The organism is Mesorhizobium sp. C120A, from assembly GCF_030323105.1.
Lineage (GTDB): Bacteria > Pseudomonadota > Alphaproteobacteria > Rhizobiales > Rhizobiaceae > Mesorhizobium.
Genome location: NZ_CP100476.1, coordinates 2829334 through 2844452, shown reverse-complemented (window position 1 = coordinate 2844452; position 15119 = coordinate 2829334). Strand labels below are relative to the sequence as shown.

Genomic DNA, 15119 nt, shown 5'->3' with positions numbered 1-15119 from the left:
CGATAACTTGCACGAACTGCCTTTGAGGGCGGAATTTGTGTCGAACAAGGCGAGGCAATTCACTTTCAGTGACAGGCTGTAACTTGAATATCAGGGAAAAGATTATTTAGACGCAACTGACCTAAGGGAAGTCAGCAGGCTTTGCAGCGTGCTAGACGTAGAGCCGTCGGCGACGCCATCCACCAGGCGTGGTCGGAAATGCCGCTGAAAAGCTTCGACGACGATTTCGGTCTGGCGGTCGAAGACACCTGATATCTCGACGCCATAGCCATAGAGCGCCAGCATAGACTGCAGTGCCTCGATCTGGGCGCCGGTATCGCCGGCTTTCAGCACCGCGCCGCGCCGGACCGGCGCCGCAGGCACGAGATGGCCGACCCCGGCCGCAAACAGCGCATTCCAGGGGAATTTCTCGCCCGGGTCGATCTTGCGCCCCGGCGCGATGTCGGAATGGGCAAGCACCCTTTGCGCCGTAATGGAATGGCGTTCGATGATACCAAGGCAAAGCCCGATCACCGCTTCCACCTGCCGCTTGGGAAAGGCCGAATAGCCGAGCGAATGGCCGGGATTGACGATTTCGATGCCGACCGAACAGGAGTTGATGTCGCGACGACCGAACCAGGAACTTGCACCGGCATGCCAGGCGCGGTCGCTTTCGCGCACCATCTGGATGATGCGGCCATCCTCATGGACGAGGTAGTGCGACGAGACTTCGCTTGCGGGGTTGCACAACCAGGCTTCCGCGGCAGCACCAGTCGCCATGCCGGTATAGTGCAGCACGATCATGTCGGGCCTGAGCGTTTCGCGCCGCGGGCCGAAATTCGGCGATACCCTGACCTCCGCGCTTGGCTCGTCGGGCGAGAAGCCGGTCATGCGTGCCTGAGGCCCCGCTCGATCATTTCATAGGCCGCGTTGATCGCCGCGACCCTGGTCGTTGCAATCTTGATGAATTCCTGCGGCAGGCCGCGCGCGATCAGCCGGTCCGGATGATTGTCGGAGACCAGCTTGCGGTATCGCTTCCTGACCTCCTCGAACGGCTTGCCGCGCTCAATGCCGAGCACGATATAGGGATCGCCGGCGCCGAGATTGACGTGCCTGGCCATGATGGCCTCGTAGTGCACCTCGTCGATGCGGAAAATCTCGGCAATACGGTGCAGGAAAATCCCTTCGCGCTCATGCACCAGCCCATCCGCCTTGGCGATATGGAACAGACCGTCGAGTATGTCTTCCAGCATGACGCAGTTCGAATGGCCCGAGCCGCACATCTGCGCCATACTCTCGGCATAGGTCTCGAACCCGGCGACGTCGCGCTTGGCCAGATCGTAAAGCCGCGCCACATTGCGGGTCTGTTCTCGCGGCACCTCGAATATTTCCTGGAACGCGCGAACCTCGTCCTGGGTGACGATGCCATCGGCCTTGGCCATCTTGGCTGACAGCGCAATCATCGCCACAGAGAAGGCAACACGCCGGCGCAGATCAGCGTCACCGGAGAAAACCGTGCGCACGGCCTCAACCACATCGGCTACGCCGGACGTGGCTGAAGATGAAACGCGGGTGATGAAGTCGCCGAGGCGATCCCAAATCGACATGAGCGCTTATTAGGGCCGCCGGCCATTGCTATCAAGCCAAGACAGCGCCGCAGAGTGGACCGAATTTACGCAAGCAACCGACGCGCCAGATCCCAAACCGTAGGAAAGAGCCGGTTCAAGGCCCTTGAGCCCCGAATCGACCTAAACGCAGGAAGGCCGGCGCGAAGCCGGCCTCCTCTCTCGTCACGTCAAAGTGACCGGGACTGCTGCTACTGCGCGGGGGCAGGAGCAGGTGTTGCCGGAGCCGGTTCTGCAGGCTTCGGTGCATCCGGCGTCGCCGGCTTCATGGGCTCGGCGGCTGGCGGATTGGTGCTCTGGGTGGTGGTGTTATCCGTACCGCTGTCGCTGCAGGCGGCAACGCCGAACAGGGCCAGGGCGGAAACGGAAGCAAGAATGAGCTTTTTCATGACATCTCTCCTTCAACACACGCTCACGTTGCGGTGAACGGTCGAAGGCAAAATGCATCAAACGGCCATGAGTTTCGTAACGTTGCGTTTCCTGATGTAACATCCGCGCACTACCGATTGCGGGCCGGGCGATGCCGAACTAACAGTCTGGACCCAAATGCAATGCCGGAGTTCTGCGTGGACAAGAAATGGGATTTTTGGATCGACCGCGGCGGCACCTTTACCGACGTGATCGGACGTGATCCGCAAGGCGGTTTGCATCCCAGGAAATTCCTGTCGGAAAATCCCGAAGCCTATCCCGACGCGGCCATAGCCGGCATCCGCGAGCTTCTGGGGCTGAAATCCGGCACCGCTATTCCTCCGGGCCTGGTCGGTGACGTCAAGATGGGTACCACCGTTGCCACGAATGCGCTGCTGGAGCGCAAGGGCGACCGTGTGCTTTTGCTCATCACCAAGGGCTTTCGCGACGCGCTGAAGATCGCCTATCAGGCGCGGCCGGACATCTTCGCCAAGGAGATCATCCTTCCCGAACAGCTCTACGAGCGAGTCATCGAGATCGACGAGCGTGTGCGCGCCAATGGCGAGGTCGAGCGCTTGCTCGACATCGCCGCCTGCCGGCCCGCCATCGAACAGGCGAAGGCCGACGGCATCGATGCGGTGGCCATCGTCTTCATGCATGCCTGGAAATATCCCGACCACGAGAAGGCGGTGGCGAAAGTCTGCCGCAAGATCGGGTTCAGCCAAGTCTCGGTCAGCCATGAAGTCTCGCCGCTGATCAAACTGGTCGGCCGCGGCGACACCACCGTGGTCGATGCCTATCTGTCGCCGATCCTGTCGCGCTATGTGCAAAGGGTGGCGGGAGAACTGGGCGCGACGCCAATCTCCCCACTTGTGGGGGGTGAGGAGCGGTCGGCCAAAGGCCGAGAAAAAGCCAACGATTTGGCTTTTTCAGCGACGAACGCCCGGAGCCATAGCGAAGGGCAGTCGGCAAAGCCGACAGAGGGGGTTCTCTCAGGAGGCACCACCAAAGGGTCGAGCACTGCCGCGGCGACCCCACCCGGCGGCTTCGCCGCCACCCTCCCCTCGAGGGGGAGGGAGAACCCTCGCCTGATGTTCATGATGTCGTCGGGCGGGCTTACCGCCGCCGACATGTTTCAGGGCAAGGACGCGCTGCTGTCCGGCCCGGCCGGCGGTGTCGTCGGCATGGTCGAGACGGCGAAACTCGCCGGATTCGAGAAAGTCATCGGTTTCGACATGGGCGGCACCTCGACCGACGTCGCCCATTATGACGGCGAGTATGAGCGCGCCTTCGACACCGAGGTCGCCGGCGTGCGCATCCGTGCGCCGATGATGCGCATCCATACCGTCGCTGCCGGCGGCGGCTCGATCCTGCACTACGAAGCCGGCCGTTTCCGCGCCGGCCCGGATTCCGCCGGCGCCAATCCTGGCCCCGCCGCCTACCGGCGCGGCGGCCCGCTGGCCGTCACCGACGCCAATGTCATGCTGGGCAAGCTGCAGCCCGATTTCTTCCCGGCAATTTTCGGCCCAGGCCAGGACCAGCCGCTCGATGTGGCCGCCGTGCGCAAAAAATTCGCTGCGCTGGCCGTCGAAATCGGCGATGGCCGCACGCCGGAAGCCGTCGCCGAAGGCTTCGTCACCATCGCGGTGGAAAACATGGCCAATGCCATCAAGAAGATCTCCGTGCAGCGCGGCTATGACGTCACTGAATATCTCTTGAACTGTTTTGGCGGCGCCGGCGGCCAGCATGCCTGCCTGGTTGCCGACGCGCTCGGCATGGAGGCGGTACTGATCCACCCCTTCTCCGGTCTGCTCTCAGCCTATGGTATCGGCCTGTCGTCGGTTTTCGCGTCGCGCCAGCAGGCGCTCCTGAAGCCGCTTGCCGAAGAATCCAGGACCCAGATGGGCAGCCTCATCGGCACGTTGAAAAAAGCCGTCATCGCCGAATTGGTAGCGCAAGGCATCGCCGAGGACAAGATTGCGGCAACGCCGGTGCTGCACATCCGCTATGACGGCACCGACACCACGCTGCCGGTGAATTTCGAAGGCGACTCGATCTTCCAGGCCAGGCGCGATTTCGAAATCGCCCACAAGGCGCAGTTCGGGTTCGTCTATGATGACAAGCCGATGATCGTCGAGACCGTTGGCGTGGAAGGCGCCGAGATCGTCGAGACCACGGCCGAAGCCCTTGCGCCCGCCGGACCGGCAAGGGTTGAAGCGGGTGCGTCCGGAACGCGGCGCATCTACACCGAGGGCCGCTGGCATGAGGCCGGCATCCATCGTCGCGAAAATCTGCGCCCATCCAACCTGATCGCAGGCCCCGCTTTGATCATCGAGCCGAACCAGACCATCGTCGTCGAGCCGGGCTGGCGGGCCGAAATCACCAACCTCAATCACGTCGTCATCCGCCGCACCGAACGGAAAGTTCGCACGGCTGCCCTCGGTACCGAAGCCGATCCGGTGATGCTGGAGGTCTTCAACAACCTCTTCATGTCGATCGCCGAACAGATGGGCGTTACGCTGCAGAACACCGCCTATTCCGTCAACATCAAGGAAAGGCTGGATTTCTCCTGCGCCGTCTTCGACCGCCACGGCGCGCTGGTCGCCAACGCGCCGCACATGCCGGTGCATCTCGGCTCAATGGATCGCTCGGTCGAAACCATCATCCGGCTGAACTCCGGCGACATCCACCCCGGCGACGTCTTTGCGCTGAACGCACCTTACAATGGCGGCACGCATCTGCCCGACATCACCGTGGTGACGCCGGTGTTTTCCCTCCCCCTTGAGGGGAGGGTGGCCGCGCAGCGGCCGGGTGGGGTCCTCTCAGAAGGCACCACAAGAGCGTCGAGCACTGCCGCAACGACCCCCTCCGGCGGCTCCGCCGCCACCTCCCCCTCAAGGGGGGAGGAAGTAATCTTCTACGTAGCCTCACGCGGCCATCATGCCGATATCGGCGGCACTGCCCCCGGCTCGATGACGCCGCTTGCCACCACGGTCGACGAGGAAGGCGTGCTGTTCGACAATTTCCGCGTCGTCGATCGCGGAAAATTCCGCGAGGCGGAGCTGCAAACGCTGCTCACCGACCACCCCTACCCCGCCCGCAACCCGCACCAGAACATCGCCGACCTAAAGGCGCAGATCGCCGCCAATGAAAAGGGCGTGGCGGAACTGCGCAAAATGGTCTCCCATTTCGGCCTCGATGTCGTCGAGGCCTATATGGGCCATGTCCAGGACAATGCCGCCGAAAGCGTGCGCCGCGTGCTGGAAAGGCTGCCTAACAGCTCGCAGTATGAATACCCGACCGACACCGGCCAGGTGATCAAGGTGAAGATCACGGTCGACCGGCAAAAGAGCGAAGCGACCGTCGACTTCACCGGCACCTCGCCTGTCATGAAGAACAATTTCAACGCGCCCGAGCCCGTCGCCCGCGCCGCCGTGCTCTATGCCTTCCGCGTCATGGTCGAGGACATGATCCCGATGAATGCCGGGTGCCTCAGGCCCATCAACATCATCATCCCCGACGGCTCGATGCTGAAGCCGGCCTACCCCGCAGCAGTCGTCGCCGGCAATGTCGAGACCTCGCAGCATGTCACCAACGCGCTGTTCGGAGCCATGGGCGCCATGGCCAATGCGCAAGGCACGATGAACAACCTGACCTTCGGCAACAAGCAGTACCAGTATTACGAGACCATCTGCTCCGGTTCGCCGGCAGGCCGGATGAACTCCGGCCGCGGCTTTGCCGGCACATCCGGCGTCCACACCCACATGACCAATTCGCGCCTGACCGACCCGGAGGTGCTGGAATTGCGCTTTCCCGTGCTGCTCGAGGATTTTCACATTCGCGAAGGCTCCGGCGGCAAAGGCAAATGGGATGCCGGTGACGGCACCAGGCGCACCATCCGTTTCCTCGAAAAGATGGAATGCGCCATCCTGTCCTCGCACCGCAACCGCCCGCCGCAAGGCCTCGACGGCGGCGGTGACGGCGAGGTCGGCTCGACCAAGGTCCGCCGCCAGGACGGCAGCGTCGAGACGCTGAAGGCCTGCGACCAGACCGTGCTCGACGCCGGCGACGCCGTCATCCTGACGACGCCGACACCCGGGGGATTTGGCAAGGCCTGAACTCGCGTCAACAGGCTGTCACCCGCCTGTCATGCCCCTGAGTTACCCGCTTGCGGCAAAGCAAATGGGGAATCACTTTGCCATGACGGACGTCTCCTCGGATCTCGTTTTTCGCCGCGGCAAGGAAGTTGGAAAAGCCGTCTACCAGAACCGCCCGCTGTCGAAGGCCGGCATCTCGGAGCGGCTGTTCGCCCTCTTGTTTTCCGGTCTCGTCTATCCGCAGATCTGGGAAGACCCTGAAGTCGACATGGAGGCCATGCAGCTTGGCCAGGGTCACCGCGTCGTCACCATAGCGTCGGGCGGCTGCAACATCCTCGCCTACCTCACCCGCTCGCCTGAACGCGTCGATGCGGTCGACCTCAACGCCGCCCACATCGCCTTGAACCGGATGAAGCTGGAGGCGGTGCGGCATCTGCCCTCGCAGGGCGATCTGTTCCGTTTCTTCGGCGCCGCCGGCACCAGCCACAATTCGCAAGCCTATGACCGCTTCATCGCGCCGCATCTCGACCCGGTCAGCCGCCACTATTGGGAGCGTCGCAGCTGGCCCGGCCGCCGGCGCATCACCGTCTTCGACCGCAATTTCTACCAGACCGGCCTGCTCGGCCTGTTCATCGCCATGGGCCACCGCATCGCCAAATTCTTCGGCGTCGATCCCGCCGGTATCATGGCGTCGAAGAGCCTCGCCGACCAGCGCCGCTTCTTCAACGAAGAGCTGGCGCCGGTCTTCGACAAGAAGCTGTTGCGCTGGGCTACCTCGCGCAAGGCTTCGCTGTTCGGCCTCGGCATTCCGCCGGCGCAGTACGATTCGCTGATCACCTCGGGCGATGGTTCGATGGCCAGCGTGCTGAAGGCCCGGCTGGAAAAGCTCGCTTGCGATTTTCCGCTGAAGAACAACTACTTCGCTTGGCAAGCCTTCGCCCGTCGCTATCCCAATCCGGGTGAGGCCGCCCTGCCCGCCTATCTAGAAGAGGCCAACTACAAGGCGATCCGCAACAATGTCGATCGCGTCGGCATCCACCACGCCAATCTGATCGAATTTCTGGCCGGCAAGGACGCAAGCACCGTCGACCGTTTCGTCCTGCTCGACGCGCAGGACTGGATGACGGACGACCAGCTCAATGCCCTTTGGTCGGAGATCACCCGCACCGCCTCGGTCGGCGCCCGAGTCATCTTCCGTACCGCCGCCGAGCCCAGCCTGCTGCCGGGCCGCGTCTCGATCTCGCTGCTCGACCAGTGGACCTACGAGGACGAGGCCTCGCGCGACTGTTCGGCCCGCGACCGCTCGGCCATCTATGGCGGCTTCCACCTCTATGTGAAGCGCGCGGCATGAGCGCGAGCGAGCTGCCGGCCGACCATGCCGAACTGATGGACGGCGTCTACCGCTGGCAGCGCCACATCTACGACCTGACCCGCAAATATTACCTGCTCGGCCGCGACCAGATGATATCCCGGCTGGATGTGCCGGCGAATGGCAGAGTGCTCGAACTTGGCTGCGGCACCGGCCGCAACATCGCGCTTGCCGCCCGCCACTATCCCGACGCCCGCCTCTACGGCCTCGACATCTCGGCTGAGATGCTGGAGACCGCCGGCAAGGCGATCGGCCGCGACGGCCTGTCCGGCCGCGTCGTGCTGGCGCGCGGCGACGCCACCGATTTCGACGCCAAGACGCTGTTCGGCATCGAGCGCTTCGACCGCATCTTCGTGTCCTATTCGCTGTCGATGATCCCCGGCTGGGAAAAGACGGTTTCAGCAGCCCTTGCGGCACTCGCACCCGGCGGCTCGCTGCATGTCGTCGATTTCGGCCAGCAGGAAGGCTTGCCCAACTGGTTCCGGACATTGCTGCGCGGCTGGCTCAAGAAATTCCATGTCACGCCACGTGAATCATTGCGCGAAGTCTTGGAATCGGAATCTCGGCGAACCGGCGCAAGCTTCTGTTTCGGCGCGCTTTATCGCGGCTATGCCTGGCTGGCGGTCGTCAAGATCGCGCACTCTTACCTCCCCCTCGATGGGGGAGGTCGCGCCGAAGGCGCGGGTGGGGGTGAAGCGCAAGGCACCCCCGTCCCGGCGCTACGCCCCCGCCCTCCCAATCAAGGGAGGGTAAGGGAGCTAGCGCAGTGCCTTCATCAGCGCGCCGACCATCACCTGCGGCCGGTAGCCGAGCTTGGCCGGCGTCAACCCCAGCCGCACCACCACCAGTTGCTCCGACGGGATGATGGCGACCGTCTGGCCGTCATGGCCCTCCATCCAGTAGGTATCGTTGGGCAGTCCGGCGGCGACGCCGGCGCCGGGATTTCCTTCGTCCCCCGGGGCTTCGATCCAAAGTTGCCCCTTGCCGTAGACTTTCGAGGCCGGTGCCGGTTCGCACATCCAGTCGACGAAACCGGCCGGCAGGATCTGGTTGCCGTTCCAGACGCCGCCCTGCAGCAGGAATTGGCCGAACCGCGCCCAGTCATGCCCCGTGGCATAGAGGTAGGATGAGCCGACAAAGGTACCCTCCTCGTCGGTTTCGAGCACCGCGCTTTGCATGCCGAGCGGCCCGAACAGCGCTGCCCTTGGCCACATCAGCGCCTTGTCCTTGTCGCCGATAGCATCCTGCCACAGCCGCGACAGCATCACCGCCGTGCCGCTCGAATAGGAAAAGACCTTGCCGACGTCGCCGGTCAGCGGCTTGGCCTCGGCGAAGCCCGCCATATCCGGTTCGAGGTAGAGCATGCGCGTCACATCGGCAACGTCGCCATAATCCTCGTTGAACTCGAGTCCGCTCGACATCGCCATCATATCGGCAAGGCTGATGGCGGCGCGGCCGTCCGCCTTCCATGAGCCGAACAGGCCCTGATTGGTCACCGCCATCTTGCCGTCCTTGACCAGCGTGCCGACGAGCGCGGCGTTGACCGTCTTGGTCATCGACCAGCCCAGCAGCGGCGTTTTCGCCGAAAAGCCGTCGCCATAACGCTCGGCAACAATGCGGCCGTTTTTGACCACCACCACGGCGCGCATGCCGATGCCGGTCATTGCCGCACCGTCCAGGATCTTGTTTATTTCGGGATTTTGCGAGGCGTCGACTCGATCTCCCTCGGGCCACAGATCGCCCTTGGTGGCCGCCGACGCCTCGGCAGGGATTGACGTGCGCCGTGCCTTGCCGACGTCGCCATCGGGAACCGACGCGCAACCCAGGCCGGCGCGCGCAACGGCAACGCTCTTGCCGAGGAAGCCAAGCAGCCCGGCCGAGACGGTCCCCTGTTCTTGTCGACCGACACCTTCATCAGCCTGAGAAGCGGATGGCCAGGCGCCTGCACGTCGATGGCAAGCACCTCATTGGGATCACGGCCGGCGATAAAAACATTGGAGCAGACAATCTTGGCGGAATAACCGGAACCGACCCGGATCAGGTCGGGCGGCGCGATGTAGAGCCAGGTAAACAGGGCGGCTATGGCCAACACGACCAGGCCGAGCAGCCATTTGATGATCTTCACGGCGATCCGCATCTTTCCGTCCCTGCTTTTCCGCTGGCCGTGGCTTGCGGCCCGATTTATGTCATCGATTTGCCGCCATTGCTTCCGCACAATCGGTGTTCTTGTCGAGCGCCGTCAACCTGTTATCAACCATGATCGGCGATCACTGATGCATGTCGCCCAAAAGTGCGCAGCGGTTTTGGGACAACGACATGCACGAAAATAGCGTATCAGGCGATGCTGTGGGGCGATCGCCTGAGGGGCACTTGCAACGACAACCCAACAGCGACCGGCTGATTCCGGCTCGGGAAATGCGATGCGCCGTTTTGCGGCCCTCATCACGTTGACGCTGCTGGCCGCCTGCTCGACCGCCAGCGATCTCGTGCCCTCGATGTCGCCATCCAGCAGCCCGACGGTTGCCGTGCGCGCACCGCGTTTCGAAGACTCCAAGCCGCATGAATGGGATAGCGGCGCGCCCTGGAACTATGCCGTTCACGGCACCGACGTCTCCAAATACCAGACCTCGGTCGACTGGCCGACGGCCAAGGCCAGCGGCATCTCCTTCGCCTTCATCAAGGCGACCGAGGGCGGCGACCGTTTCGACGAGTATTTCAACGAGCATTGGTCGCGCACCAAGGCCAATGGCATTCCGCGCGCGGCCTACCATTTCTTCTATTTCTGCACGCCGGCCGCCACCCAGGCGCGCTGGTTCATCCAGAACGTGCCCGTCGACCGCTCGGCCATGCCGCCGGTGCTCGACATGGAGTGGAACCCGCAATCGCCGACCTGCCGGCTGCGCCCGGATTCGGCGACGGTGCGGGCCGAAATGACCACCTTTCTCGAGATGATCGAGCGGCACTACGGCAAGAAGCCGATCATCTACACCTCGGTCGATTTCTTCGACGATAACGACCTTTCGACGTTCCGCGGCTATCCCTACTGGCTGCGCTCGGTGGCCGGCCACCCCCGCCAGAAGTACGGCAGCCACCCTTTCACCTTCTGGCAATACACCGGAACCGGTATCGTTCCCGGCATGACCGGCAAGTCCGATATCAACGTCTTCAACGGCACTGAGGCAGCCTGGAAAAAGTGGCTGCGGCAGAACACCCGTTGACACCGGCTCTGCCGCCTGCTTTTCGACGTCCCATGCGCACCTACCTGCAACCACTGGGATATCCACGCCGGAAACAGTCGAAGAGCCGCCTGCGCTCCGGGCTGCTCGCGGCCCTGCTGCTCGGCGCCGCGGTCGTGCCGGCGGCGGCGCAGGAATGCGGCGGCGACTTCGAAACCTGGAAGCAAGGCGTGGCGGCGGAAGCCAAGGCGGCCGGTGTCGGCGCTGTCGGCCTTGACGCGCTGGAAGCCGCCGCCATCGACGACAAGGTGCTGGCGCGTGACCGCGCCCAGGGCGTCTTCGCCCAGACCTTCATCCAGTTCTCCAACCGCATGATCTCGGCCTACCGGCTGAAGCAGGGCGCGGCCAACCTGAAGAAATACGCCGAAATCTTTGCGCGCGCCGACCAGCAGTTCGGTGTCCAGGCGCCGATCATCACCGCCTTCTGGGGGCTGGAGACCGATTTCGGCGCCGTACAGGGCGATTTCCACACGCTGAGCGCCTTGGTGACGCTGTCGCATGACTGCCGCCGCCCGCAGCTGTTTCGGCCGCAACTGGTGCCGCTGTTGACGCTGATCGATCGCGGCGTCGTTCCGGCCGACGTCACCGGCGCCTGGGCCGGCGAGATCGGCCAGACCCAGATCCTGCCTTCCGATTATCTCGCGCGCGGAGTCGACGGCGACGGCGACGGCATCGTCGACCTCAGGCGCAGCGTACCCGACGTGATCATGACCACGGCCAACAAGGTGCTGTCGCGCGGCTGGAAACGCGACCAGCCCTGGATCGAGGAAGTGCGCGTGCCCGAGGACATGCCCTGGGAGCAGACCGGCCGCACCAACAAGTTGCCGCTGTCGCAATGGGCCGCTTGGGGCGTCACCAATCCCGATGGCACGCCGCTGATCGACAATGGCCTGAAGGCCGGCCTGGCGCTGCCGATGGGCCGCAAAGGTCCGGCCTTCCTCGCCTACGACAATTTCGACGTCTATCTCGAATGGAACCAGTCCTTCACCTACGCGCTAACCGCCGCCAACTTCGCCAGCCGGCTAGCCGGGGCAAAGCAGTTCGACCCGCGCAATCCCGAAACCGGGCTCAATGGCGACCAGATGAAGGAATTGCAGACTAAGCTCGAAGCCAGGGGCTATGACGTCGGCACCGTCGACGGCATTCTGGGCACCAACACCCGCGAAGCCATCCGCAAGGAACAGATGCGGCTCGGCATGCCGGTAGACGGCTGGCCGACGCCGGAGCTTTTGGGGAAACTGTGAGTAGAATCTGCCCAAGCTGGGTTCCTTATTCCCTACTCCTTGCCCGGACGAAGTCGATAAATGCCCGCAAAGCCGGGGGGACGTGCCTCGGACTCGGGTGATACAGGAAGAAGCCTGGAAAGCTGGGCGACCAGGGCTCTAGAAATCTCATCAGCCTGCCCGCATCGATCCAGGACTGGACCTGATAGTCGATCATGTAGGCAACGCCTGCTCCACCCAGCGCCGCGTTCAGCATCAGCTCGGTGTCGTTGACAGTCAGGCTGCCCTCGACGGCGATTTCCAGAGACCGTTTGCCGCGCGCGAACTCCCATCGATAGAGGTTGCCGCCACCAGGCCACTGGAATTTTATGCATTGGTGCTGATGCAACTCCTGCGGATGGCGCGGTATGGCCCGATTTTCGAGATAGACGGGAGCGGCCACCGCCGCCATCTGCAAATCCCCGCTCAGTTTCACTGCCACCATGTCCTTCTCCAGCCGCTCGCCAAGCCTGATTCCGGCATCGAACCGTCCTCGAACAATGTCGGTCAGCGTATCGTCGACGATGACGGTCAGCGCTATATCAGGATAGGCGCGTTGGAAGTCGCCAAGGATCGGGCCGATGAACCGCACCGCGGCAACACGCGGCACGTTTATTCGTAGCGAACCCGCCGGCCGATCACGCGCGGCATGAATGTCCGCTACGGCGCCCTCTAGCTCTTCGAACGCAACGGCAAGGCGCGCAAACAGCGTCTCGCCGGCACCAGTGGGTGAAACACTACGCGTCGTGCGATTCAGCAACCTGACGCCGATGCGAGCCTCCAGTTGCCGGATCGACTGGCTGAGCGCCGGCGGGGAAACACGCAGCCGGGCGGCGGCGCGGACGAAACTACGCTCTTCCACGATTGCGGCAAATGCCTTGAGCTCGGCGAATTCAGAACCGCGCATTGTGTATCCCTAGATTAACAAGCTAGTCAGATAATAGGCCATTATCTGATCAGTTGCATGGCCCTATTTCTCGACTAGCGGACCCGTCGGATGAATCCGGCACGGGCCTGAATGATTGAAGGACGTATCATGCCCAAGTCCTTGCAAGGCAAAACCGCACTCGTCACCGGCAGTTCGCGCGGCATTGGGCGAGCCATCGCCGAAGGCCTCGCCTCCAAGGGCGCTGCCGTCGTCGTCAACTATGTCGGCAACCACGAAGCCGCTGACGAGGTCGTGGCCGCCATCGCCGGCAAGGGAGGAAAGGCGATCGCCGTCCAGGCCGACATATCAAGCGTCTCGGATATTCATCGCCTGTTTGACGAGGCTGAGAGTGAGTTCGGCGCGATCGACATCGTGGTTGCCAATGTCGGCGTCGCCGTCATCAAGCCTCTGACCGAGGCAACCGAAGCCGATTTCGACCATGTCTTCGGCACCAATGCCAAGGGCACGTTCTTCGTGCTTCAGGAAGCAGCGCGCCGTGTGCGAAACGGCGGCCGCATCATCGCGGTCTCCACCGGCGGCACCAAGATGTTCTTCACGCAAACGGCGCTCTATCTCGGCAGCAAGGGCGCCGTCGAACAATTCGTCCGTGTGCTCTCGCGTGAACTCGGACCGCGCGGCATCACCGTGAATGCGCTGTCGCCTGGCTTCACCGACACGGACCTGCTTCCCGAGCGCGATCGCGCCGTGGCGGCCGGCATGTCTCCATTTGGCAGGATCGGCGCGCCCCGCGACGTTGCCGATGTCGCGGTCTTCCTGGCCAGCGACGAGGCCCGCTGGCTGACCGGCGAGAATATCCAGGCCGGTGGCGGGGTCGCTTAGTCCGCCATCGTCTCCAGGCTGGCGAATCCCTGCGGCGCATCGCCTTCGTCAAACGGCGTCGTCACCTCGACGAAGGTATCGGGATAAAAGCCGTTGAAGCGGGTTCTTAGCGACAGCGAATAGGCGCCGATATGGCCGATCTCGATCCAGTCGCCGGTGTCGACGGTTTCCGGCAGCCAGAACGGCCGCGACAGGATGTCGACGGAATCGCAGGTCGCGCCGCAGACCTTGAACGGCACGATGTTCTTCTCCTCGCCATTGCGCGAGCGGATCGCCGGATCGGGGATGAAGCGGGCCGGCAGTGTGATCTTGCCGGTCCAAGAATCCGACAGCGACGCCCAGATGCCGTCATTGATGTAGAGCCGCTTGCCCTTGCGCAGCAGCACCCGCACGATCAGCGACAGGCAGCGCGCCACGATCACCCGGCCGGGCTCGGCCACCAACGGGATCTGGTCGAACTGGTATTCCCTCAGGTCGCCCGACAGCCGCGACATGATCTGGCCGAGCGACGGCATCTCGATCTGCTTGCGATTGGGGTCATGGCCGTACTCGGCGGGAAAGCCGCCGCCGACATCGAGGCCCGCAATGTCGAAGGTCAGCCGGTTGCGCACCCAATCGGCGGAGGCCAGCGCCCGTTCATAGGTGTCGGGATCCTCGATCTGGCTGCCGACATGAAAGCACAGGCCGACCTTGTAGCCGGTGCGGTTGAGTCGCTCGGCGAGTTCCACAGCATAGGCCGGCCCGGCGCCGAATTTCTTCGACAGTTCATAGGCCGCCGAACCCTTGGTCTGGATGCGCACGAACACGCTGATGGAGCCCGGATCGATGTCAAGCGCCCGCACCACCCGCGTCAGCTTGGTGATCTCGTCCTCATGGTCGAGCGAAATGACCCGGATGGCGTATTTTTCCAGCGCAAGCTTGATGTCCGACTGCGCCTTGACCGGATGCATGTAGAGCATCTCGGCGTCGGGTGAGACGGCGCGCACTGCGGCGAACTCGCCGGGCGAGGCCACATCGAAGGCGGTGACGCCGGCTTCGACCAGCGCCTTCAGCACGATCTGCTCGCCATTGGTCTTGACTGCGTAGGCGGTCTTGCCGGGAAACATGCCCATGAACTGTTTGGCATCCGCCTTCAGCACCTGCGGGCGAAAGCAGTAGACCGGATCGTCCGGCCGAAGCGCCAGCGCCGCCTCGCGGGCATTCTCGAATCGCTGCATGGACGAATCCCCTGACTTCTCGGCTGCGCACAATTAATCCAAGCTAGCGGCCAAAGAAAACAATTCTGTGTCTGGCGGGCACTGACCCAGCGGCGCATCCTCCTGGCAGCACTGTTGTCAGCAATCAGGTTTCGGGTGGCTCTTGTCGCCGGACCCGA

General features: G+C 63.3%; 10 protein-coding genes and 2 pseudogenes. 6 read left to right on the top strand and 6 right to left on the bottom strand.

Annotated features, from left to right (window positions below):
* Positions 1 to 102 precede the first annotated feature (102 nt).
* The 3 genes from NL532_RS13735 to NL532_RS13725 all read right to left on the bottom strand — a co-directional run bounded on the left by NL532_RS13735 (position 103) and on the right by NL532_RS13725 (position 1993).
* Entirely contained in the window at positions 103 to 870 is a 768-nt protein-coding gene (locus tag NL532_RS13735; protein WP_023682147.1) for an N-acetylmuramoyl-L-alanine amidase, read from the bottom strand.
* A complete protein-coding gene (locus NL532_RS13730) occupies positions 867 to 1586 on the bottom strand; it encodes a J domain-containing protein (RefSeq protein WP_023668261.1) in 720 nt (239 codons plus the stop codon). The genes NL532_RS13735 and NL532_RS13730 overlap by 4 nt, the downstream gene beginning before the upstream one ends.
* A 209-nt stretch (positions 1587 to 1795) precedes the next feature.
* Positions 1796 to 1993, bottom strand: coding sequence for a hypothetical protein (locus NL532_RS13725; RefSeq protein ID WP_023668260.1), 198 nt, complete (start codon positions 1991 to 1993; stop codon positions 1796 to 1798).
* Between the two features lie 177 nt (positions 1994 to 2170).
* Here NL532_RS13725 and NL532_RS13720 point away from each other — a divergent pair, with 177 nt between their 5' ends.
* The 3 genes and pseudogenes from NL532_RS13720 to NL532_RS13710 all read left to right on the top strand — a co-directional run.
* Positions 2171 to 6130, top strand: coding sequence for a hydantoinase B/oxoprolinase family protein (locus tag NL532_RS13720; RefSeq protein WP_286488130.1), 3960 nt, complete (start codon positions 2171 to 2173; stop codon positions 6128 to 6130).
* Positions 6131 to 6161: 31 nt separating this feature from the next.
* Positions 6162 to 7460, top strand: a complete 1299-nt coding sequence (locus NL532_RS13715) for a BtaA family protein (protein WP_031203211.1) — start codon at positions 6162 to 6164, stop codon at positions 7458 to 7460.
* Positions 7457 to 8113, top strand: a pseudogene (locus tag NL532_RS13710) (class I SAM-dependent methyltransferase); the annotation flags it as partial. The gene NL532_RS13715 and the pseudogene NL532_RS13710, both read left to right, overlap by 4 nt.
* Before the next feature lie 123 nt (positions 8114 to 8236).
* Here NL532_RS13710 and NL532_RS13705 read toward each other — a convergent pair.
* Positions 8237 to 9615: pseudogene (locus NL532_RS13705) on the bottom strand (serine hydrolase domain-containing protein).
* 283 nt (positions 9616 to 9898) lie between these two features.
* Between NL532_RS13705 and NL532_RS13700 the strand changes: the two are divergent.
* Together NL532_RS13700 and NL532_RS13695 are read left to right on the top strand one after the other, a co-directional pair.
* Entirely contained in the window at positions 9899 to 10696 is a 798-nt protein-coding gene (locus tag NL532_RS13700) for a glycoside hydrolase family 25 protein (protein WP_023753540.1), read from the top strand.
* Positions 10697 to 10728: 32 nt separating this feature from the next.
* On the top strand, positions 10729 to 11958 hold the full coding sequence (locus tag NL532_RS13695; RefSeq protein ID WP_023746924.1) for a lytic murein transglycosylase: 1230 nt from the start codon (positions 10729 to 10731) through the stop codon (positions 11956 to 11958).
* A 25-nt stretch (positions 11959 to 11983) separates the two neighbouring features.
* Here NL532_RS13695 and NL532_RS13690 read toward each other — a convergent pair whose 3' ends face one another.
* Positions 11984 to 12883 (bottom strand): LysR family transcriptional regulator, encoded by a 900-nt coding sequence (locus NL532_RS13690; RefSeq protein WP_023753542.1) that lies wholly within the window; start codon positions 12881 to 12883, stop codon positions 11984 to 11986.
* 129 nt (positions 12884 to 13012) lie between these two features.
* Between NL532_RS13690 and NL532_RS13685 the strand changes: the two genes are divergently transcribed.
* Positions 13013 to 13744, top strand: a complete 732-nt coding sequence (locus NL532_RS13685) for an SDR family oxidoreductase (protein WP_023690857.1) — start codon at positions 13013 to 13015, stop codon at positions 13742 to 13744.
* Here NL532_RS13685 and NL532_RS13680 read toward each other — a convergent pair.
* A complete protein-coding gene (locus tag NL532_RS13680) occupies positions 13741 to 14961 on the bottom strand; it encodes an alanine racemase (protein WP_023668250.1) in 1221 nt (406 codons plus the stop codon). The two genes, NL532_RS13685 and NL532_RS13680, sit on opposite strands and share 4 nt — an antisense overlap.
* Positions 14962 to 15119 lie beyond the last annotated feature (158 nt).

Excerpts from the sequence above, each read along its gene's own strand:
- NL532_RS13700 (WP_023753540.1), top strand. The coding sequence starts at position 9,899 with ATGCGCCGTTTTGCGGCCCTCATCACGTTGACGCTGCTGGCCGCCTGC.
- NL532_RS13685 (WP_023690857.1), top strand. The coding sequence starts at position 13,013 with ATGCCCAAGTCCTTGCAAGGCAAAACCGCACTCGTCACCGGCAGTTCG.
- NL532_RS13715 (WP_031203211.1), top strand. The coding sequence starts at position 6,162 with ATGCCCCTGAGTTACCCGCTTGCGGCAAAGCAAATGGGGAATCACTTT.
- NL532_RS13690 (WP_023753542.1), bottom strand. The coding sequence starts at position 12,883 with ATGCGCGGTTCTGAATTCGCCGAGCTCAAGGCATTTGCCGCAATCGTG.
- NL532_RS13735 (WP_023682147.1), bottom strand. The coding sequence starts at position 870 with ATGACCGGCTTCTCGCCCGACGAGCCAAGCGCGGAGGTCAGGGTATCG.
- NL532_RS13725 (WP_023668260.1), bottom strand. The coding sequence starts at position 1,993 with ATGAAAAAGCTCATTCTTGCTTCCGTTTCCGCCCTGGCCCTGTTCGGC.
- NL532_RS13730 (WP_023668261.1), bottom strand. The coding sequence starts at position 1,586 with ATGTCGATTTGGGATCGCCTCGGCGACTTCATCACCCGCGTTTCATCT.
- NL532_RS13695 (WP_023746924.1), top strand. The coding sequence starts at position 10,729 with ATGCGCACCTACCTGCAACCACTGGGATATCCACGCCGGAAACAGTCG.
- NL532_RS13680 (WP_023668250.1), bottom strand. The coding sequence starts at position 14,961 with ATGCAGCGATTCGAGAATGCCCGCGAGGCGGCGCTGGCGCTTCGGCCG.